The following is an 18,979-nucleotide window of genomic DNA, read 5'->3' as shown; positions in this document are numbered from 1 at the left end:
CAGCATTTCGCATTGATAAAGCGTATTTGAATTGTCGATAACATCTGTTTTTCAGGCAGTATTCATGGCTTCTTTTGAGCGACCGTTTCCAGCATTTCAATAAAATCTGTGACGTCATTCAAAATGAGTTCGAGATCAGCGATACAATCTTTATTTATCCAATAGTGGAGAGCTGCATTTCGCATGTAAATATCCCGGTTGTTTCTCAGCATTTTCGCTAACTCATTATTGGTTTTATCTGGAAAAAGATGGGAGGTATATGCGGTATCAAAGATCAAAGCATCGGTTTCGGTAAATAATGTGGCATCAATAGGCATTGCCCAGTCCGAATTTACATTGAAGCTCCAGTCAATGTATTGGTATCTGTGATAATGAAATACTATCCGGTCTCTCAATTCTGTATCTTTTATAATACTGAGGTTTCCTGTGCTCGATAAATCCTCGTAGGTAGATTTAGAAGGATTAAACTGCGGATAGAGGGAGCCGTAAATTATAAAATTCTGAGCCAGGACAATGATTAACGAATCACTGCTACCGGGAGATTTTAGAGCATCGGTGAATGCAGCGATTTTTTCATTATTGTTTGTAAGTAGCTCTAGCTGACTGGTCAGTGTGGTGACATCACTTTTGTTTTCAGCTATTAATCGGCTGATATATGTTTTTTCCTGATTGATTAGTTTGCGGTTTTCATTCCAGGTATTTACTTGAAGAGCCAGTAAAATTCCAATCATCACCAGTACTATCTCGCCTATAGCGTATAGCAAATAACGGGTTACTCGGTTTTGAGCGAGCAAGTTTTGGCGGATTTTTCGAAAGAATGAGATCATGAATTTGTCTTTAAATGTAGCTCAATCGTCTTTTTCAGTTTTCCGGCTTCATTTCGATATTCCCGAAGACCTTCCTCGAGCCTTAGCAGAACTATGCGATACCAGGAGAGCTTATTTCTGAAGATGGGATCGTTGGTGGCATTTGCAGCAAGGGGCTTCAAATTCCGGTCAGCAATCGCAGCGGCAAACCATTCTGCATTTTCCTCCCAATAAGCGATATTCCTGTTGTAGCTGAGATTGGCCTCTATCGTCCTCACTTCGACCATCACGTTGAATTTTTGGTAGAAATCCGCAATCTGATTATTTATCAAACGTGTGGGGTCATCATAGGGTAGTATGTTCTTGAGCACTTGAAAACGCGCCTGGGAAATACCGAAATCAGGAAACGAGCTGAATGAGTTAAAGAGGGAGTCGTTTTGAGACCATTCTTTTGCTGGAACTCCATGCTTTACAATACGGGTGAGTATTTCGTTTTTCCATTGAAATTCAGGAAGGTAGATATCCAGTAGATCCATGTCGGCAGTTAATTCGTCTGCAATGGACGCATAAACTGTAAACATCTCCTCCCGCTGATGGCTTTCTCTGTTGTTTTCATTCACTTGCAGTGCAATCAAAATTCCGATAACCACTAATAGCACTTCGCCAATAGCGTACTTCAGATACTTGCCTGCTTTATTTTCTTGTACCATCTTTTGGCGGATAGAGCGAAAGAAGCGGATCATTCTATTTTTTTATTGGTTAATTCTTGATCAATCATCTTAATGGTGATATCTATAAAATCCCTAATGTTTAATTCGTTTATAACCACGTAATCTTGATTATGCTCATGATGCCATATTTGATTCTCAAATTCTAAGAGGTCGTCTTCAGATAGATTATACTTAAAGGGCGATTGTTCTTTGTATGTCTGCAAATAATTATTCTTGTCAAAGGGTAGTTTTTTTGAAAGTTCGCCATTTGCCAGAGGAAATCGCTTCATTAAAAATGGCATTAAGTTCATGGTATAATTATCGGATCTAAAAAGAATATCCTCTTCCTGATCTACTAAAAGCGTCAGCCAATTCACAAGTTGTTTGCGCAGTTCGTCATTTTTTAAGATGCTCAATTTTCCTGAATTAACGATTTCACCAGAGACACCGGTTTGCGCATCAAAAGAATTAAATGTACTTAATGAAATTAATAAATTGTCAATTCGTTTAGGCTCATTGTTGATCGTATTTGTTCGTATAATTTGGGTAAGTCTCACACAAGCTTCGGTTACCTTATTATTCACCACTATACTTTGGTTAAGTTCTTCAAGATTATTTTCAAATTCATCCCTAATTCCAACCAGCAATTCTATTTCTTCTTTATTTTCAACACGTTGCTGATTCCAGGTATTGATTTGCAAGGCGATTAATATTCCAATCACCACCAGCACGATTTCTCCCAGAGCATAAGTGAAATAGCGTGCAATGCGGCCTTGGGCTAGTAATTTTTTTCGAATTCGGTGGAAGATTTTCATACGCTAGTTTTTCTGTAATTCACGATCAATTAATTCCATCAGCTCTTCCGAGAGGGTTTTCATTTGCTCCAGTTGGCCATTCATCACGGTAAATTCGAACACGGCCATCACAAAGCCGTTCTTGTGTTCTATATCGAGAAGCAGCTTTTTAAAACTTTCAGTGGGTAGTGACAAATCTGCACCGACCTGGCCATTGCTCGCATCGTACATGTACTTTTTGGTGATCGGGTTTAAATCCAAAATCTTAAATGAAGGCTTGTAAAGCAATTCTTCAGTATCAAATCGATAATGCTCTTCTTCGCCCTTTAGCTCTTTAAAAAGCGCATCCTGATTGAGCAGGTTATTCTTTATAGAATCATTGGAGATTAAAGCCAGGTTCCCGGAATTGACCAACTCCAAAAAAGTGTTGTTGACCTGATAGAACTTATGCCAGATGTATACATTCAGACAGTGCCCGCTCAAGTCACTGATGTCGTTCAGCGGTTTACCTTCGTAGTAATCCAGCACAATATTGGCCGACTCAATCTTCGTGTTTCTGGTTTCGATAAACTCTTCGATGTTAGCGATATTCAGCAGCAAATCAGTCTGGATGTTCTTCAGGTAGTTGATCTCCTTGGCTCGTGCCTTGCTCGATTCGTTGGCGTTATTTATTTGAAGGGCGATGAGGATTCCCAACACGACCAACACAATCTCTCCGAGAGCGTAAATCAAATAACGCGTAATGCGTCCTTGCTTGAGTAGCGTGTGACGAATACGGTGGAAGATTTTCATAGACTAGTTTTTAGGTAATTCATCGGATTTATTTTGTTCTAAACTGTCGGGCGACAATCTGTTAAGGTGTTCATCGATTTGTTGGTTGAGCGCTATAATGAGCTCCCGGACTTCGCTGTATTGATTTTGCATGTAGTGACGCCACATCAGATTCATTTTGATGACTTGCTTAAACTCCCTGTCGGTGGCAAGTTTTTGCTGGTCAACGGGTTTAGCAGACTCCCACAGTTGATCCACATCAATATTTTCGATTAGCTGTGGATAAAGATAATTCCATTGGTATCGATCATCGAGCCCCTTCTCTAAATTCTCGAGGTACGCATAGCGGGTCGAATAAAGAGAAGATATTGAACTCCTCAGCTTGTTGTCGGAAATGAGATCCACACCGATGGACTTTAAATTTTCCCATGCAGTGGTATTTTCAGAAAGCTGGAAGTTCCCAAAGAAATTACCAAAGAAAAAATCTGCTGAGTCAGTATGGTTATTGGTCCCATTCAGAATTTCGAGGACAGCATAGTTCGACCGGATCCGGAGTGCATTACCATCTAAATTGAAGTTTATGTCCGCGAGATCCAACTGCAGGTTCTCTTGCATTTCCTTCAGCAGGATGACTTCCTTCTTTCTGAGTTTCTGAGTCTCACTGTAATTGTTGATTTGCAGCGCGATCAAAATTCCAATCACCACCAATACAATCTCGCCAACAGCATAAATCAAATACCTTGTAAAGCGGTTTTGAGCGAGTAAACGATGGCGGATGGAATTAAAAATTCGACTCATGGTAATTCGTTTTTGGCTAGTTCTTTTCGAATCATTTTAATGAGTTCGCTGGTTTTTCTGCGGGCGATCTCATACTCTCTGGCAATGTGGTTGTTGGTGACTGACTTCCATCGAACTACAGTCTGAAATTCAAGATCATCCATCAAGGCAATGTAGTCGTGTGGCGAGGAATTCCACCAGGGTTCATTAATGCGGACCCTTTTGAGCACAACCGGAATGATGTTGTGGACCTGATCATCCGACAACATTTCCTTCTCTAGCTTGAGCAAGCGCGTAATGTCTAAGGAGTACAACCTGGTGAGCGCTATGCGGATGCTGTCGTTGCTGATCAGGTCGAAGCCAATGCTTTTGAGATTATCATAGGCAGAAGTATTCAGCGTGGCGACACCATGCAACAGCAGCATTCCGTAATGTAGTTTCATTGAATCTTGCCAGGCAACCCTGTCTTCCAGGCCATCTACTACAAAACCGGCCGAAGCACCCACATCCAGGCTCCAGTCGCGGTTGCCCGCATGGTCCAGGGAATCCATCCGCAGGTTTAGCAACAGTTCTTTCAATATCTTTTGTTCCTGGTTGGTTTGCTTGCGTTCGTTGTTCCAGTTATTCACTTGCAGCGCCAGCAGGATACCAATCATCACTAGGGCAATTTCGCCCAGAGCGTACATCAAATAACGCGTAAAGCGATTTTGCGCGAATAGCTTTTGGCGAATTTTTCGAAAAAATTTCATGGCTTTCTGTTTTCTAATTCACTGTCTATATGCGCGATCAGGTTTTGTAAATCACGTGATAAGTTTTTGTATCGTCCCATCATGGATTGCCGCACTTTCACATTCATGCGTAGGGTTCCTTTAAAGGCATCATCATTTTGCAAAACAGGGAGATTGATCGGTCGCCCCGTTTTAGTGCTGTCGTCCAAAACCACCTTGGCATTGAGTTGTGGGATGACTTCATTCAGTTGATAGATGTTGTCGTATTCCAGCTCCTGCCTTTCGATGTAGTAATAGCGCTCTGAGTAGATGGCCGTGATGATTCGCCTCAAGCTGTCGTTTTGAATCAGGTCGATGCCCTTGGCCTTCAGGTGGTCGTAAGCCGACATGTTTCTGCGCTGGGTGGTGGAATAAATCAGATTTCCATAGTGAAAATGAAGTGAATCGTCTAAAGCTGTGTGGTCTTCCAAATGTTGAAGCACAGCGCTATTGGATCGGCTGAAATCCTTTTGTTTGTTGATGTTCCAGTAGCAGTCCTCCAGGTCACTGGCCAGGTTGTGGCGCATTTCCTGCAAAAGTTTTAATTCTTCCTTAGTGGCCTTTTGCTCTGCGTTCCAGTTATTCAACTGCAGGGCAATGAGGATTCCCAATACTACCAGCACAATTTCACCTACAGCATAAATGAGGTAGCGCGTGAAGCGGTTCTGGGCGAGGAGGCGTTGGCGGATTTTTCTGAATAGCTTCATATCGTACTTCTTATTAATGTCAGGCAATGAGTGCTTCAGGTTTGTCTATCGGCCGGGATTTTTCCAGAGCAGCGGTCTCCAATCTGTCAATGGCCGTCAGCTGCTGTCTGATCCGGATAAAGCCAACAAGTAAAATGGCCACAATCAGTACGAGAAGAACCACCGCGAATGTGTAATGCCAGTTGAGGAATTCCCGTGCATAACCAACAGAGGCAGCACCTACCGATCGGCCTAAATTCGAAACCGTCATGTAGAGTGTAAATTGAGTAGCAGAAACTCGCGTCCAGCAATGAGCCATGCATATGGTGAAGACAGCGATTGTTGTGAATGTTGCGGTAGTGCGAATGGCGAAAACGCTAAATGAAGCCATCTTGAAGCCAAACCAATCCAACTGATAAAACAGAAAGAGCCCAAAAGAAACCACCCAAAGGATGAGGTAGATAAAAAGCATCTTTTTCTTTCCGAAGAAATCGACCAACGCTCCTGCGATGAGCATGCCTAGAATTCCACCAACCAGGCTAGCAGAAGCGTAGATATTGGAGTACTCGCCATTGTCCCACCCCAATTCCTGAATAGTGAACAGCGGAAATAAAGTGCTGCCATAAGCCAGGGCAAATCCAATCAGAAACATGATGCCTATTAGAATCAGGCTCGAAAAACGGCTAGCTACCCGATAGGTGTCACGCAGTATTTGCCAGAAGTTAGCCGGCTGTAAGATCTTGGACATTGTTGAAGCCTGACCAGTCGTCCAGGGAAGCCGCTTTTCTCCTCTTCTTTCCAGAAAATATAAGGGAACGAAAATGAGAATTGTTGTAAATGTCGCGGGCACAAGTAAGCCGGTAGAAAAGCCAAATTCATTCATCATAAAAGTTCCCGCAGCTAGTGACACGGATGTGCCGATCACCTTACTTCCCCACATCAAACCGTTGGCCCGAGCCTGTTCATTGAGCGGAATAATATCCACGGCCATGCTGTCTGTGGCAACGTCCTGAAAGCAGCCAAAGAAACTGATAATAAAGCCCATGGTCATGAGTAGTTCAATGTTTTGGAGCGGTTCAGGTACTGCGCTCATCGCCAAAAAGCTACCGACCAAACCAATTTGACCAAATATTACCCAGGGACGTTTCCGCCCCATAGATTTTATAGTAAATCGGTCCATCAGTGGTGCGAGGATCAACTTCAAGCTCCACGGCAGAGCTACCATTGCCACATAGCTTCCGATTAAGATCGATGAAATGCCATTCATGGCCAACCAGGCTGGGATAGCAAAAAAGGTGAGTCCCTCAGGAACGCCCTGTGCAAAGTAGAGCATTGAAAAAGTAAAGTATCTGGAACCTGCGCTCTCAGCCAGTACCGGCTTGAGCTGAAGGTCGGACTTCTTCGGTAGGAATTTTTTGATACGACTATTCACGATCTGGCAATTGGTGATTCTGCCGTAATTTCCGGTAAGGGCTTTTTCTTTCGGATTGCAACCCACTTAGAGTAAGTCATCTGACGCCAGATCCACTCCATAGGGCCGAACCTGAAAAACTTCAGCCAAAGGGTGCTGAACACTATTTGCCACATGAATATCAGAATGGCGATTCCCAGCACAATCGAAAACCCAAAGTCTTGCGTGAAACCGAGACCGATACCGTAGAAAATAAACATCCCAATTCCCGTCTGAAAGAGGTAGTTGGAAAGGGCAGTGCGACCAACTGGTGAAAACCACTTTAGGGCTTTCGGGCGCGATTTCACAATGAGTGCAATTCCGGCTGCATAACCACAGGCCAATGGAACGACACTCGCAGCGTAAAGGACGTATGACAAAAAAGTGTAGAAGGCGCTATTAAAGTTTCCAAACTCGAGCACTGATCGAAACACACTGAACGGTATACCAATGACCAGCCCCCAGATGGTTATCTTTTTGAGCAGTGCAGTATTCTCTAAAAGTCCGTTGCGAAGTATTTGCCGTCCGGCCCAGATGCCAATCATAAAAAGAGCGAGTATTTTGAAGAGCCTTCCTTCGAGTAGCAATAGCCCGAGACGCATGATGGGCAGACGAATTTGCATTTCAAACCACCTTGCAAAATTTTCAGTAGCCAATTGAGCACCTGGGTCGTACATTGGAAATTTCGTACCGGCAGTTTCCGGAATTATCAATCCCAACTTGGCTCCATATTGACTGACATAACCAAATAGCGGATAAGGATAAAAATTATCGGTGAAGTACATGAAACACCAGTGAACGATAGGCAGGAGTAGGAGCACAATGGCCCAGCAAATAAGGTTCCTATTGCTAAAATCTTTGAACAGGATCAAAACCAATCCAATGAGAGCATAGGTCGTGAGGATATCTCCCGGCCAGAAGAACACCAGGTGAATGCTGCCAATTAACAACAGCCCGAGCATCCTGCGGGTGAAAAATGGCACGAAAGGTCGGTTTCCATTTTTGAGCTTCTCGTATTGCACTGCGAAGCCGATTCCAAAAAGAATGCTGAAAATCGAATAGAACTTACCATCGATCAGTGTAAAAGAGAACACCTTTAGTGAGTAGTCAAGGTTGGCTGTAGGAAAACTCGCGGCCAACGCCTCAGAGTAAAAATACGTGCCGGAGAGGTAGGGGATATTGGCCAGAAATATGAATAAAATCGCTATTCCCCGAAGGATGTCGAGATAGAGAATACGGTTATTCTCCGCAATGGGCGCAGTGCCCGGGTTAGTATTTTTCACGGTTGGATTTGGTTAAGTCCAGAGCATAGATAGAATCCTGTGTAATTTGCTAAAAATAAATCAGATATCCGATTTTATTTTTGCACTGCGACTCTCCTGAAACCGATTTGGAAAAACTTTAACTATCCGGGCATTTTACTTCATTTTCTTTTATTGGCATCCACCGTGAGGCGCATCCAGGATTTCCTGATATTCTTCCTGGGTGAGATATTGAGGAGTGTAAGAGCTACCGAAGTTGGTCAATCCTTGCGTGAAGCCCTGCATGTGGTTTCCAGATCCGCAGAGGAGCTGCTCCAGCACCTGAATTAAATCGGCTTTGTTGGTGCTTTCTATGGACTGTCGCAAATCGAAGATGTCGAGGTCTTCTATTGTTGCGCCAACTGTGAGTGCAGCTACTTCGCTCTCTTCACCAATGATTATAAAATCATCGTAAAGCGACTGCAGGTTGGGATTCGAAAATTCACCTTCGGGAAGGATCTCGTAGTCAACTCCATAACTTGTGAGCAGAGCTGCGACTAACTCCATGTGGTTTTGCTCGCTGTTTTTGATGTTGGCAAATTGGTTGAGCCCCCAGTAGTTATCGAAATAGATGTAGGTATCTCTGGCGAGCTTCTCTTCCTCGAGCATAAAAAGAAGCATGTCTTCTTCTGATTGAGTCAGTGTGGTGGTCGGTGTGTTTTGTTGAACATTCACTACTTCATCGTTCTTTTTGCAGGATGTATGACTCATGAGTGCAACGCTGATCAGAAGCAGAATTGCAGGTTTTAGAATGGAGGTTTTCATGATTGTGAGTTTAATTGTTACCAGTCACTAAGATAACTTGTGGCCTGCCGGCTCATGGTGACTTAAGTGGCACAACGCTGAAAAAGACCGCTTTCAGAACTCTCAATTTGAGTACGAACTTACCCACTGAGAGGAGCGCTCTACCCGCAAGCCAGGCGCAATTCCTTTACCGCTGGCGAGGAATAATAATTGGAAGGCTTTATTAGAAAATTCGATTTCTTCAAAAAGAAAGAACATGAGCAAAGAAAAATCGAACCTCGAGAAATACAATGAGAAGCGCGATTTCCGATCTACAGAGGAGCCAAAAGGCAAAAAGAAAAAGAAGTCGGAAAATCGATTTTCAATACAAAAGCACGATGCATCCAATCTCCACTACGATCTGAGGTTGGAATACGATGGAGTGCTCAAATCCTGGGCAATCCCCAAAGGTCCGAGCACCGATCCCAGTGAAAAAAGACTGGCCATCAGAACTGAAGATCATCCAGTGGACTATCTGGACTTCGAAGGGAATATCCCCGAAGGAGAATACGGAGCAGGTACGGTTCTGCTGTGGGATGAGGGCACTTACGAAAACATTACGCGAAAAGACGGAGACATCCGATCGGTAGAAAAAAGCCTGGACGAAGGCCACCTGCTGTTAAATTTGAAAGGGGAAAAGCTGCAGGGCGGATACGCACTCACCAGAATTGACAGCGATGAAGGGCAGTGGCTTTTTGTAAAAATGGACGATGAAGATGCCGATGCGAGAAGAAAACCCACCAGTACCCAGCCAGACTCAGTGAAAAGTGGCAAAGGCCTGGATGAAATTGATAACTCATGAGCTCAGCACTTTCGAAAAAGCAACAGCAAGAAGCAGCAAAAAAGAGTCAACCCGATTGGATGGAACCCAGTTTAGCGAAGCTTACCAAAAAATATTTTTCCGATCCAGATTGGCTTTTTGAGCGCAAGCTCGATGGGCTGAGGTGCCTGGTTTTTAAGAAGGGTTCTGAGGTGGAGCTACTTTCGAGAAATAAAAAGCTTCAGAATGATTTTTATCCCGAGTTGGTGGAAGCTCTAAAAAAACAGGAACCCGACTTCATTGCCGATGGCGAAGTGGTGACCTTTAAAGACGATGTCAGTAGCTTTTCGCTTTTACAAAACCGCATGAATGAAAAAGATCCGGATGAAGAGTTGCTGAAGAGAGTTCCGGTCACTCTATACCTTTTCGACTGCATGTTCATTGATGGATACGACATCAGTTCATTGAACAATCGTGAGCGAAAGTCTATACTCAAAAAGGGATTGGAGTTTTACGACCCAATAAGGTATTTGCCGCACGTAAATGAGAACGGTAAAAAATATCACCAGGAGGCTTGTCAAAAAGGATGGGAAGGTATCATCGCCAAAGATGCCGGAAAGCCTTACGCCCACAGTCGAACGTCAAACTGGCTTAAATTTAAATGTGTTAACAGACAGGAGTTTGTGATTGGAGGATTCACCGAGCCTGAAGGTTCAAGGGTAGGGTTTGGAGCAATTTTAATTGGCTTTTACGAAGGCGACAAACTCCGCTATGCCGGCAAAGTGGGGACGGGCTTTTCTGACCAGGAGTTGGAAGAGATTCACAGTGAGTTTCATCAACTGGAGAGAAAAACGAGTCCTTTCGCTGACGAAGTTGATGAAGATACCGCTCACTGGATTACGCCAAAGGTCATTGCAGAGATTGGATTTACCGAATGGACAAACGATGACAAGCTCCGTCACCCACGATTTTTGGGACTTCGTCCCGATAAATCCCCGTCAGAAGTAGTAAAGGAAGAGGCAGAGTAAACACAAGTCTCGAAAAGAAAACAAAGAATTTTATGAAAGTAGACACCAGCAATTTAGACAAGGTTTTCTTTCCCAGGGCAGAGCTTACCAAAGGCGATCTCATCGACTTTTATGAAAGCATCTCTGACTTCATCTTGCCTCATTTAAAAGACCGCCCGCTCACTCTCCAGCGCTTTCCCGATGGCATTCAGGCCGAAGGGTTTTATCAAAAAGAGGCCGGGGATTATTTCCCGGAGTGGATCGAGACAAAGCAAATAAAGAAGGAGGGAGGCACAGTGAATCAAGTGATCTGTAACAACAAGTCTACCTTGAAATATTTGGTTAATCAGGGGACGATTAGTTTCCACACCTGGCTGAGCAAAAAAGAAAGCCTTCACAAGCCCGATATGTTTATCATCGACCTGGATCCTCCACAAGACGATTTTGAAATCGTCAGGGAATCGGCTTTTGCCCTCCACGAGTTTTTCAAAAAGGCGAATACCGAAGTGTTTTTAATGACGACCGGATCACAAGGCCTACATCTCGTTTTACCATTGCAGCCGGAAAGCGACTTTGACCATGTGCGCGAAGTAGGGAAGAAGCTCGGTGAAAAGATGACAAATGAGCACGCAGACCTTTTTACCACGGAGCAGCGGAAAGACAAAAGGAATGGCAAGCTGTATTTCGATATTCAACGGAATGCTTACGCACAAACCAGCGTGACGCCATATTCAGTGAGACCAATCGAGGGCGCACCCGTGGCGACTCCACTCAGTTGGGACGAACTAAAAAAGAGTGAACTCAACTCTCAGAGCTACACTGTTTCCAACCTAAAGAGAAGACTTTCGCAGAAGGAAGATCCCTGGAAGGGTATGAACAGGCATCGTATCAAAATTGAAAGCCTGGCGGAGTGGCTGGATTAAAGAGTTGTGTATTCTTAGTCTTCGCCAGCAATGTCAGAGAGGCTGTATTCGAAAGGTATTTTATTTCTTCTGGTGACCGCACCCGATTGTTTGACCTCCTCAAAAACTACCCGAAATTTGTCGAAGACATTTTCATTCTCAATCGAATTGACAACGATCTTCATCGCTTCTTGCCCGATCTCTTTCAGTTCGGCATCTTCTTCGGGGAGGTCTTTGCCGTTGATCAGGTTCACGACAAGATAGTAAGTTGAAGTGTCCTTGAAACTTCGCACATTCCATCTGATATCCGCATTTTCAAAGTTACTCAGCTCTTTCAGTTCAACTATGAGCTCTTCGGTATCTCGTTCGAATTTTGGCCTTTTCATCTCCGGCATCTTGCAGGACTGGAACAAAAACAACGAGATGGCAATTGGAAAAATCAGGCGAGTTAAGTGGATCATTTTATTGTTCATTTTCCCTGCGCTGGCCCCTGTCCCCTGAAGGGGTAGCTGCGCGCAAGATTTCGTTTATCGAATCTATTGATTTTTCAAATTCACTCATGATTTCTTTATTACTATATCTGTACTCAGTAACTCCCAAACTCTCAAGATGAGCTGTTCTTTCTTCATCTCTTTCTTTTTGCTCGGAAGAAAGATGATATCCACCATCTACTTCGATTGAAATGCGGAGCTTATGGCAGTAGAAATCTAATACGAAATTTCCCATTGGGTGCTGTCTTCTGAATTTATAGCCATGTGGTTTTCTCCTTAAATATTCCCAAAGCTTTTGTTCTGCTTGAGTCATATTTTCGCGAAGCTTAGATGCATTTCTGTAGATCTTTGGCTTTGCTCCATTGCTCATTCCCGATATTTTAAGTGGGTCTCGTTCCATCATTTCATTTCTTTAGAGATTTGTGTGAAAGCACGCCCCTTCAGGGGCTGGGGGCAGCGGAAGGCTTCCAAAACCCTAATCTTTACCAGCACAAATCCACCTACTGCATAGATGAGGTAGCGAGAGAAGGGGCTTTTAGCGAGAAAACGTTGACGGATTTTTCGGAAGATGTTGTTCATGTTATTCTTCATTTTCCCTGCGCTGGCCCCTGTGCCCTAAAGGGGTAGCTGCGCGCAGGATTCCTTACTCCGGAAATTGATGAATTCTGCTAAACGTTCGGGTAACTGTCGAGTCTGTGTTTAATCGATTCAGGATGATTTGGTCTTCATTGAAATCGACCTTCCAAAAATCTCTTTCGAACTGGTCTCCGTAGGGGATCAACTCAACTTCTGGTCGATGTCCGTTGACATTGTAAACACCATTAATTCTACCGGCTTGGGTTTGCATGACGAATCGTTTGTCCCACCTGAAGAAAATGTACTCTGCTTGATCTGTTGACTCCGATTGCTGGAAATAGGGGCCGTTGTCGGAGAGTTCGTCTAACTGCCAAAGTCCCAGAATCTGATCGCTATAAGTGAATGGGAGTTCATCTGTGCGCTTTAGAATTACTTCGACTTTCTGTCCTTCTTCAGTCCGCATCCAGGTCATTTCATTTTGTTTCACTGACACCTTGAATGGCTCATACACATCCTCCAACCCATTGGTCGACTTCAGGGCTAATTCGTTTGATTCTGGACTGAAGTTGTACTTCCCAAACGAATGAGAATACTTGCCGTTGCCGGACTCAAAGGTAGAGTCTGAATGGAATCGGGCCCACCTGGCATTAGGAGTCATTTCCTGATCGCCAACTTTCACGTTTTCCACTATCCACAATCCTTCGAGCGAAGGTTGTTCCCCACAGGCAAAAGCCAGAGTAGTGATTAAGAGAAGAAGTAATGCAGTCTTTTTCATGACATTAGTGGTGTTAGCTGTGAAGTAACATTCGTTCGAGCAATGGCTCTGGTTAATTTCAAATGAGCTAAAGATATGAAAGTGAGGGATAGGGAACGGACATGGCTAGCAATGGCAAGCTGTTTTAGTATTGAATGACGACTTGACGAATGAAGAGCAAAATAGAGAAGCAGGAAGTTATAAGTATGTAACTGAAGCATTTCTCAAGTGAATTGTGATTGAGGGAACGCGGACATTAATCAATTTCTTCTTTTGAAAGCATGAGCATCTTCTCGAAATTATGCAGCAACCAATCCACTTCAATTTTTGACTGATAGCAATTGTCGTTGGCCCTGGTTTCAACTAATTCACCGTCATTAAAGTACAGCTCATTTCTCATCTCAATCCAACCGCATGACCCAGGTCTGCTGTTATCCGCATAAAGCTCATGGATGTAGATCAACTTTTGATCTTTCAGGAAATAATCGATACTCGATTGACCAAAACTGTTTAGGACAGCAACAAACTCAACACGAGGTGATAAGTATATCCGCACTATTTCGCCTTCTGTAAGATAAACATCAGCCTTGTAAAGCTCCTTAGCGTTAGAAAATTTGTCAGTCAGCTCGACACTGTCAATACGAACTTGTTCCAGTGTTTTTTCCTGGCGGATCGTTTCAACCAACTGCTCGATCTTTTTCGTTTCTAGAGAATCAGTGGCTACGGCTTTTTGAGAAGCAGCTCCTCCCTGCTGGCCGATTGCGAAACCAGAAGACAAAAGGGTAATAAACAAAAGACAAACGCTAACTTTCATGATACTCTTTTCAAAAAGCTAAAGATATGAAAGAGAGGGAGAGGGGAGAAGGTGAAGCCGGAAGAGCCAAATGAAACGGAACGTTTTCGCTACCTACATCTTCGAATTTCCGGAATAAGTTCAAAGCAATTTCTCTCTTGCTTCAAAGGTGAAATTGCTATGTGTCCATCTTTGTTGTCGAGCTTAATTTTAGCTGGGTATATGACAATCTGATTATTATCGCTTTCGATCTCAATTACTTGTCCTGAGAATTCAATGTTGAAGTCTTCCGGACTCCCTATTTCCGTGAGTCCATTGAAAATAAATAGTTTAAGCTGTTGGAAGCTTGCCAATCTTCTTGTAAACTCGACTTCTAATTGATTTCCAGAATTCGCTGTACTAAACTGAATTGCCTGGACTTTGGTTGTGTCGAAACACTTCAATGTGGAGTCTACAATTGCCTGAATCTTTAATTCGTCAAATGGCACATCTTGCGAGTGCGCCAAAAAGTTGATACACAAAAGGAGCGATGTGAGTAGCATTTTCATTTTATTCAGTTTTCAATCGGTTGTTTCATCGGCTAATAGATTCAGCCCGAATCCAGGTAGACACACCATTGTGTTGGTTCGACAAGATTAAACTATCATTCTTAAATTCAATTTTCATGCTATCTTTTTCGACCGAAACTCCATCCAAGATCACTTCTTTTCTCGTTATATAAATTGAGTCATTTTCTATGCGATATCTCATTATTCCGTTTTCGCGTTTAGTAAATCCATTTTCCGAGATAATCACTATTCCTTTGGTTTTGAACTCTAGAAAATGATTCAAGTCCGTTTTCTCACCATTCTCGAAATAACTCACTGCTTTCCATTTCCCTATTATTTTGTCTTCTGCTTTTTGGCAAGCCATAAGACTAAGAGTTGCTATGAGTATTAGAAACAGTCTCATTCTAATGTGATTATTGAAACGGTTTGGCTATGCGGATTATCACGGAGGCTTTACATAGGAGACGATGATGCCAAACGTTTTTTATTTTTTTCTTATGTCAATCCCAAACACGATTGCCAATAATGCAGCACATTCATGAGCAAGTCCATTTAAGTCAAACTCATGTCCGAGGTGAAGAATCTTACTTTCATTGTGAACGTATGACCTACAATACTTGATCTCTTTTACTCCGTCAGGTTTATTAAAAGAATTACGAATTGATGCCGCATAGTCAATGAACCAACCTATTCCTTCTTCTTCTGTCAAGATATCTGCAAGTCTTTCGTCAATGTGGGTTAGTGAGTTTCTTACTTCTCTGTCAGTCAATATTTCTGGTTTGAAATTCTGATCATCACATAGCTTCTTGACGTATTCAAATCTTTCAAGTCTTAGTTGAAATGCCGTTTGAGATTCAAGTCGAGATTTGTGACGGTTTCCATTAAATAAAATCTGAGACGCTATACCCGCTTGGGCACAAAGATCTTGAAGTACTGGAGCAATGTTTTGATCGGTAAATACTTTATTTCCTTCTTTAGGTCCACAAATCTGAAATAAAAATTTTATTCGTGCTAAAGTGGCTTGCAATGCTGACGAGCCTTGAGTCAAAATAACATTCTGCACAGTGCTAATGTCTCGGTCAAATATTACCGGTCGTAAACTATAAATTGAAGCAGGTTCGTTCATTTTTTAATGTTTGGCAACGGCTCGGCTAAGAAACGTAGGGATTTCGGAGCGATTACTTGTCCACCGAAACCGAAGTTTGCTAAAGGAACGAACCTTTCTGAAAGCCTTATCTGCTCTATGTTTTCTTAGCCATTGTTGTAGCTAGTTTTTTGTTTTTCAAAATCCTGTTATTTGTCCTGTGGCTATTAACATTGTCATGCATAAAGAGACAGATAATATCGGTCCAATTATCATCACTGCAGTCAGTCTTACCATGCTTAAATTGTCCGTTTTCAAAATATTTTCTTTCAACTTTTTAATAGTCAATATCGGTACAATAAGCCACATAGAACTGCTAAAAAGAAGAATATTTCCAATTGTCGAAATTTCGGTGTAAGTATCAGCAGTAACATATCCAAGTACAACTAAAGTCAATGTTATAACTGCGGCAGCTATCAGACTAATTTTATTTTCGCTTTTCCTGCCAATCAACCATACTGAAACAAACAGCAACGGGGGTAAAACAAATAATAGGATATCGGTCATTTTTTCAAATTAGCTACAACTGTCGATAAAGTCACATGTCACTTTATCCAAATGTATCGACAATCTTTTAAGTCCTTTTAATTCAGCAAGAAAACCTACCCGATAGCGCAGGTCGCAGTTTGAGAGTATTGCAAATTTCCTGGCAGCATCTGGTTAATGTTGTTTCTTCTGTGACCAATTTAAGGCTTTTGGAACTTTCTGAAAAATGGAGTGGGAGAGAAGGGCTTTTTAAGGAACCTCAATCCTATGATTGTTATAAAACAGTGTGTTGGTGGTTTCATCCAATCGGTAAACCTCCACGCCTTTGTCTTTGATCAGAAGTTCGTCTACATGCAAAGTGGCTTTGGAGTTCTCCTTTCCTTTGGTGACAATGTAAACGCGGCTTTGCGGGTTTTGCACACTAAAAGTGCCTTCCACCAACGACCAGTTGCCGTTGATCACTTCGGCATTCACGGGGAAAAATGTGGTGCTATGCCACTCGTCTTGCTGCTCATCGTACTCTTCGATGATCAGTCGAAACCACAGGTTGAGCGCATCTGGAACTCCGTTGTACATCCACACGCTCAGGTCGTAGTCGCGGCCTTTTTCAAACGTGTTTGGCGGAAACTCGGCCAGGGTGTTTTTGCCTTTTTTTACAGAGACAAAACTGCCGGTGCCCCGAAATGCGGTGTCCGATTTCGATTTCTCAAAACTGTCGTAGTACAATAACGAGCTGGAGTCGGAAACCAAAAATGAGTTTTGACGGCTTAGGTCCGGCAGCTCCTCGCGAAATGCTTCAAGGCGTTTTTGACGGTCGTCACTGAACAGCTTCTCGTATTCGATTTCAAGCAGTTCGAAATCGCCTCCTTCGTAAATCGATTTGCCTTTTTCGAGGATAATTTCTTCGTACTTCGAAAACTCTGAACCTGTTTTTAGAATCAAAAACGGGCGTGTGCTCTCAAAGTCATCCGCAATTTTTTTCTCGTAGTAATTCGGTGTCACGAGCTGAACGATTCTCTTGCTCTCCTCGATGGAAGTGCGCGTGAGATTAGCGCAGACGTTGGGAATGCCGGTGTGGTAAGACAACAGCATGGACTTGGTGACAGCTGCATCCTGCCTGGGGCGGGCGTAGCTTTCAGATCCCTGGTAGTAGAAGGGCATTGCAATGATCGCCTGATATTTTTTTGGATCAATCGTGCTAACAGCCTTTTGAAAATCATCTGGAAGTTGATCCTCGTCAAACAAGTTGGCACTGCTGGTGATGTCTTCCGAAACGGGCTTGTGGTAGTGATAACCTTCCATCAGGTAGGTCGCCACGAAAACAAGAATCGCCACCGCGGCCATGGCTTTTTTGTCTCTTCGCCACCAGCTCAAAATGATCTTTTGAAAAACTGTTGCCGCGAAAACGGTGAAGACAAAGTAGAACGGCCAGACAAATCGGCCTGTAGCTCGAAACTGCTTGAAAATCGGGAACGTTTCTACAAGGCTGGGAATTTGCCTGAATGGGATGGCGAGCGCAAAAAGCAAAACTACAAACGCGGCAATCAGCGAGATGTTGAGCGGCTTTTTGTCAAAAAACCTGCTGAGCAGTCGCCTGGCTTTTTTACTGAAGATGCTGACTAGAGAAGCAAGGACCAGAAATACGAAAAAGAGCGAATTAAAAATCCCGAGGTAGCCTCGAGCTTCCCACTCCAATTTGATGGCACCACCTGAGAGTTTGTCGAACAGCGGCCAAAGTGGTTCTTCGGGCGGTATCAGCACGTCATCGAGTTCGGCATTGTAGAGGAAAAACCCAGATGGATTGTCGGTCCTGCCGGTGTGTGTGTCAGTCAGCATCACGTGCAGATAAAACAAAATGACCGGCAGGGCAATCGCCAAAACCAGGAGAGCGAATTGCCGAATTTCTCCGCTCTTTCTTCGTTCCAGCAAAAACTGAACGACTGCAAACGAAATCAGAAATGCCGAGACGATAATTCCGAGGTAGGCGTGAATCAGCATCCAGAAGAGGTTATTGGCAAGGAGCAGAAGGTACCAGTGCCAGTTGGGTTTTTGTCGACATTTCAAAATCAGCAGCCACGACAAGGGAATCGCCACGCTGTAGGAAAGCGCAAAGTGTCCGCCAAGCCGAAAGAGCTGAGGAGCGAGAATCGCAATGCAAAAGCTGAAGACAACGCTCAGCCACCTGTTCGATTTGAGGTTCACCAAAACCAGGTAAATCACAGGGAAGGTGAGGAGGATGGAGAGGATCAACAGCAGGTTGAGAATCCCGACCGAATGACTTTCGAAAAACGGGCTGACGGACGACAACGACTTCACTGCGTTGGCCACAATTGGGTGGCAATCGGTGTAGAGGTAATTTTCTCCGTAGGGAAAGTTCATGCCCTCAAACTCAGTGTAAGAGCTGTCGTGCCGAATGTGGTAGGCGTAGGTGAAGTAATTTTTGATGCCATCGCCCGTGGTGCTAAAAATGTAGTCGTTGGGACTTTTGAGAACTTCGTCATAAAACGAAAAAACATACACGATGCCCAGCAGCAGAATGGTAAGAAAAGGCAGGTAGGTTTTGTTTGTTGACTTCACTAGAATGACGAGTTTCAGTTATCGGATTATTGAACTAGTTCCCAAATCAATTTGAGATCGGTTTTGGGTTTATTCACGAATTTTTCAAAATCATTT

At 43.3% G+C, this 18,979-nt stretch carries 22 protein-coding genes; 3 read left to right on the top strand and 19 right to left on the bottom strand.

Translation table 11 applies throughout. The annotated features are described in order from the left end of the window. Positions 1-62: 62 nt before the first annotated feature. The 10 genes from ABHV44_RS13825 to ABHV44_RS13780 all read right to left on the bottom strand — a co-directional run bounded on the left by ABHV44_RS13825 (position 63) and on the right by ABHV44_RS13780 (position 8,827). Positions 63-827, bottom strand: a complete 765-nt coding sequence (locus tag ABHV44_RS13825) for a DUF6090 family protein (RefSeq protein ID WP_459075297.1) — start codon at positions 825-827, stop codon at positions 63-65. Then, the gene (locus ABHV44_RS13820; RefSeq protein ID WP_459075296.1) at positions 824-1,516 is read right to left on the bottom strand and encodes a hypothetical protein; all 693 of its coding nucleotides are present in this window, start codon (positions 1,514-1,516) and stop codon (positions 824-826) included. Before ABHV44_RS13820 ends, ABHV44_RS13825 begins: the two co-directional genes overlap by 4 nt. A 29-nt stretch (positions 1,517-1,545) precedes the next feature. Next, positions 1,546-2,331 (bottom strand): DUF6090 family protein, encoded by a 786-nt coding sequence (locus ABHV44_RS13815; protein WP_459075295.1) that lies wholly within the window; start codon positions 2,329-2,331, stop codon positions 1,546-1,548. 3 nt (positions 2,332-2,334) lie between these two features. Next, positions 2,335-3,102 (bottom strand): DUF6090 family protein, encoded by a 768-nt coding sequence (locus ABHV44_RS13810; protein WP_459075294.1) that lies wholly within the window; start codon positions 3,100-3,102, stop codon positions 2,335-2,337. 3 nt (positions 3,103-3,105) lie between these two features. Then, complete coding sequence (locus ABHV44_RS13805; RefSeq protein WP_459075293.1) at positions 3,106-3,879, bottom strand: DUF6090 family protein; 774 nt, start codon at positions 3,877-3,879, stop codon at positions 3,106-3,108. Then, a complete protein-coding gene (locus tag ABHV44_RS13800; protein WP_459075292.1) occupies positions 3,876-4,607 on the bottom strand; it encodes a hypothetical protein in 732 nt (243 codons plus the stop codon). Before ABHV44_RS13800 ends, ABHV44_RS13805 begins: the two co-directional genes overlap by 4 nt. Next, positions 4,604-5,332, bottom strand: coding sequence for a DUF6090 family protein (locus ABHV44_RS13795; protein WP_459075291.1), 729 nt, complete (start codon positions 5,330-5,332; stop codon positions 4,604-4,606). The genes ABHV44_RS13800 and ABHV44_RS13795 overlap by 4 nt, the downstream gene beginning before the upstream one ends. Positions 5,333-5,351: 19 nt before the next feature. Continuing rightward, positions 5,352-6,743 carry an MFS transporter gene (locus ABHV44_RS13790; RefSeq protein ID WP_459075290.1) on the bottom strand — a complete coding sequence of 464 codons (1,392 nt, stop codon included), beginning with the start codon at positions 6,741-6,743 and terminating at the stop codon, positions 5,352-5,354. Further along, the gene (locus ABHV44_RS13785) at positions 6,740-8,044 is read right to left on the bottom strand and encodes a DUF418 domain-containing protein (RefSeq protein ID WP_459075289.1); all 1,305 of its coding nucleotides are present in this window, start codon (positions 8,042-8,044) and stop codon (positions 6,740-6,742) included. Before ABHV44_RS13785 ends, ABHV44_RS13790 begins: the two co-directional genes overlap by 4 nt. A gap of 150 nt (positions 8,045-8,194) precedes the next feature. Beyond that, positions 8,195-8,827 carry a DUF2202 domain-containing protein gene (locus ABHV44_RS13780; RefSeq protein ID WP_459075288.1) on the bottom strand — a complete coding sequence of 211 codons (633 nt, stop codon included), beginning with the start codon at positions 8,825-8,827 and terminating at the stop codon, positions 8,195-8,197. A 235-nt stretch (positions 8,828-9,062) separates the two neighbouring features. On the opposite strand from ABHV44_RS13780, the gene ABHV44_RS13775 reads away from it, so the two are divergent. Genes ABHV44_RS13775 through ligD (ABHV44_RS13765) form a run of 3 tightly spaced genes read left to right on the top strand, consistent with a single transcriptional unit; the run spans position 9,063 to position 11,535 of the window. Continuing rightward, the gene (locus tag ABHV44_RS13775) at positions 9,063-9,647 is read left to right on the top strand and encodes a DNA polymerase ligase N-terminal domain-containing protein (protein WP_459075287.1); all 585 of its coding nucleotides are present in this window, start codon (positions 9,063-9,065) and stop codon (positions 9,645-9,647) included. Then, on the top strand, positions 9,644-10,633 hold the full coding sequence (gene ligD, locus ABHV44_RS13770) for a non-homologous end-joining DNA ligase (RefSeq protein WP_459075286.1): 990 nt from the start codon (positions 9,644-9,646) through the stop codon (positions 10,631-10,633). The genes ABHV44_RS13775 and ligD (ABHV44_RS13770) overlap by 4 nt, the downstream gene beginning before the upstream one ends. Before the next feature lie 32 nt (positions 10,634-10,665). Next, a complete protein-coding gene (ligD, locus tag ABHV44_RS13765; protein ID WP_459075285.1) occupies positions 10,666-11,535 on the top strand; it encodes a non-homologous end-joining DNA ligase in 870 nt (289 codons plus the stop codon). Positions 11,536-11,549: 14 nt separating this feature from the next. Here the strand turns inward: ligD (ABHV44_RS13765) and ABHV44_RS13760 are convergent, their stop codons facing one another. The 9 genes from ABHV44_RS13760 to ABHV44_RS13720 all read right to left on the bottom strand — a co-directional run bounded on the left by ABHV44_RS13760 (position 11,550) and on the right by ABHV44_RS13720 (position 18,883). After that, positions 11,550-11,900 (bottom strand): hypothetical protein, encoded by a 351-nt coding sequence (locus tag ABHV44_RS13760; RefSeq protein WP_459075284.1) that lies wholly within the window; start codon positions 11,898-11,900, stop codon positions 11,550-11,552. Between the two features lie 76 nt (positions 11,901-11,976). Beyond that, positions 11,977-12,375 carry an endonuclease domain-containing protein gene (locus ABHV44_RS13755; protein WP_459075283.1) on the bottom strand — a complete coding sequence of 133 codons (399 nt, stop codon included), beginning with the start codon at positions 12,373-12,375 and terminating at the stop codon, positions 11,977-11,979. 273 nt (positions 12,376-12,648) lie between these two features. Next, on the bottom strand, positions 12,649-13,356 hold the full coding sequence (locus tag ABHV44_RS13750; protein WP_459075282.1) for a hypothetical protein: 708 nt from the start codon (positions 13,354-13,356) through the stop codon (positions 12,649-12,651). 235 nt (positions 13,357-13,591) lie between these two features. After that, on the bottom strand, positions 13,592-14,149 hold the full coding sequence (locus tag ABHV44_RS13745) for a hypothetical protein (protein WP_459075281.1): 558 nt from the start codon (positions 14,147-14,149) through the stop codon (positions 13,592-13,594). An 89-nt stretch (positions 14,150-14,238) separates the two neighbouring features. After that, on the bottom strand, positions 14,239-14,676 hold the full coding sequence (locus ABHV44_RS13740; protein WP_459075280.1) for a hypothetical protein: 438 nt from the start codon (positions 14,674-14,676) through the stop codon (positions 14,239-14,241). Positions 14,677-14,701: 25 nt separating this feature from the next. Then, on the bottom strand, positions 14,702-15,079 hold the full coding sequence (locus ABHV44_RS13735) for a hypothetical protein (RefSeq protein WP_459075279.1): 378 nt from the start codon (positions 15,077-15,079) through the stop codon (positions 14,702-14,704). An 81-nt stretch (positions 15,080-15,160) separates the two neighbouring features. Further along, a complete protein-coding gene (locus tag ABHV44_RS13730) occupies positions 15,161-15,802 on the bottom strand; it encodes a hypothetical protein (RefSeq protein ID WP_459075278.1) in 642 nt (213 codons plus the stop codon). 156 nt (positions 15,803-15,958) lie between these two features. Continuing rightward, positions 15,959-16,327, bottom strand: coding sequence for a hypothetical protein (locus ABHV44_RS13725; RefSeq protein ID WP_459075277.1), 369 nt, complete (start codon positions 16,325-16,327; stop codon positions 15,959-15,961). Between the two features lie 228 nt (positions 16,328-16,555). After that, positions 16,556-18,883: a hypothetical protein gene (locus ABHV44_RS13720; protein WP_459075276.1), complete on the bottom strand. Its 2,328-nt coding sequence runs from the start codon at positions 18,881-18,883 to the stop codon at positions 16,556-16,558. Between the last annotated feature and the right edge of the window lie 96 nt (positions 18,884-18,979).

Source organism: Halocola ammonii (assembly GCF_049334165.1).
GTDB lineage: Bacteria > Bacteroidota > Bacteroidia > Flavobacteriales_D > Sanyastnellaceae > JBEGHD01.
The sequence above is the reverse complement of the archived record's forward strand: the minus strand, read 5'-3'. Positions and strand labels throughout refer to the sequence as shown.

Excerpts from the sequence above, each read along its gene's own strand:
- ABHV44_RS13825 (WP_459075297.1), bottom strand. The coding sequence starts at position 827 with ATGATCTCATTCTTTCGAAAAATCCGCCAAAACTTGCTCGCTCAAAAC.
- ABHV44_RS13820 (WP_459075296.1), bottom strand. The coding sequence starts at position 1,516 with ATGGTACAAGAAAATAAAGCAGGCAAGTATCTGAAGTACGCTATTGGC.
- ABHV44_RS13815 (WP_459075295.1), bottom strand. The coding sequence starts at position 2,331 with ATGAAAATCTTCCACCGAATTCGAAAAAAATTACTAGCCCAAGGCCGC.
- ABHV44_RS13810 (WP_459075294.1), bottom strand. The coding sequence starts at position 3,102 with ATGAAAATCTTCCACCGTATTCGTCACACGCTACTCAAGCAAGGACGC.
- ABHV44_RS13805 (WP_459075293.1), bottom strand. The coding sequence starts at position 3,879 with ATGAGTCGAATTTTTAATTCCATCCGCCATCGTTTACTCGCTCAAAAC.
- ABHV44_RS13800 (WP_459075292.1), bottom strand. The coding sequence starts at position 4,607 with ATGAAATTTTTTCGAAAAATTCGCCAAAAGCTATTCGCGCAAAATCGC.
- ABHV44_RS13795 (WP_459075291.1), bottom strand. The coding sequence starts at position 5,332 with ATGAAGCTATTCAGAAAAATCCGCCAACGCCTCCTCGCCCAGAACCGC.
- ABHV44_RS13780 (WP_459075288.1), bottom strand. The coding sequence starts at position 8,827 with ATGAAAACCTCCATTCTAAAACCTGCAATTCTGCTTCTGATCAGCGTT.
- ABHV44_RS13775 (WP_459075287.1), top strand. The coding sequence starts at position 9,063 with ATGAGCAAAGAAAAATCGAACCTCGAGAAATACAATGAGAAGCGCGAT.
- ligD (WP_459075286.1), top strand. The coding sequence starts at position 9,644 with ATGAGCTCAGCACTTTCGAAAAAGCAACAGCAAGAAGCAGCAAAAAAG.
- ligD (WP_459075285.1), top strand. The coding sequence starts at position 10,666 with ATGAAAGTAGACACCAGCAATTTAGACAAGGTTTTCTTTCCCAGGGCA.
- ABHV44_RS13760 (WP_459075284.1), bottom strand. The coding sequence starts at position 11,900 with ATGAAAAGGCCAAAATTCGAACGAGATACCGAAGAGCTCATAGTTGAA.
- ABHV44_RS13755 (WP_459075283.1), bottom strand. The coding sequence starts at position 12,375 with ATGAGCAATGGAGCAAAGCCAAAGATCTACAGAAATGCATCTAAGCTT.
- ABHV44_RS13750 (WP_459075282.1), bottom strand. The coding sequence starts at position 13,356 with ATGAAAAAGACTGCATTACTTCTTCTCTTAATCACTACTCTGGCTTTT.
- ABHV44_RS13745 (WP_459075281.1), bottom strand. The coding sequence starts at position 14,149 with ATGAAAGTTAGCGTTTGTCTTTTGTTTATTACCCTTTTGTCTTCTGGT.
- ABHV44_RS13740 (WP_459075280.1), bottom strand. The coding sequence starts at position 14,676 with ATGAAAATGCTACTCACATCGCTCCTTTTGTGTATCAACTTTTTGGCG.
- ABHV44_RS13735 (WP_459075279.1), bottom strand. The coding sequence starts at position 15,079 with ATGAGACTGTTTCTAATACTCATAGCAACTCTTAGTCTTATGGCTTGC.
- ABHV44_RS13730 (WP_459075278.1), bottom strand. The coding sequence starts at position 15,802 with ATGAACGAACCTGCTTCAATTTATAGTTTACGACCGGTAATATTTGAC.
- ABHV44_RS13725 (WP_459075277.1), bottom strand. The coding sequence starts at position 16,327 with ATGACCGATATCCTATTATTTGTTTTACCCCCGTTGCTGTTTGTTTCA.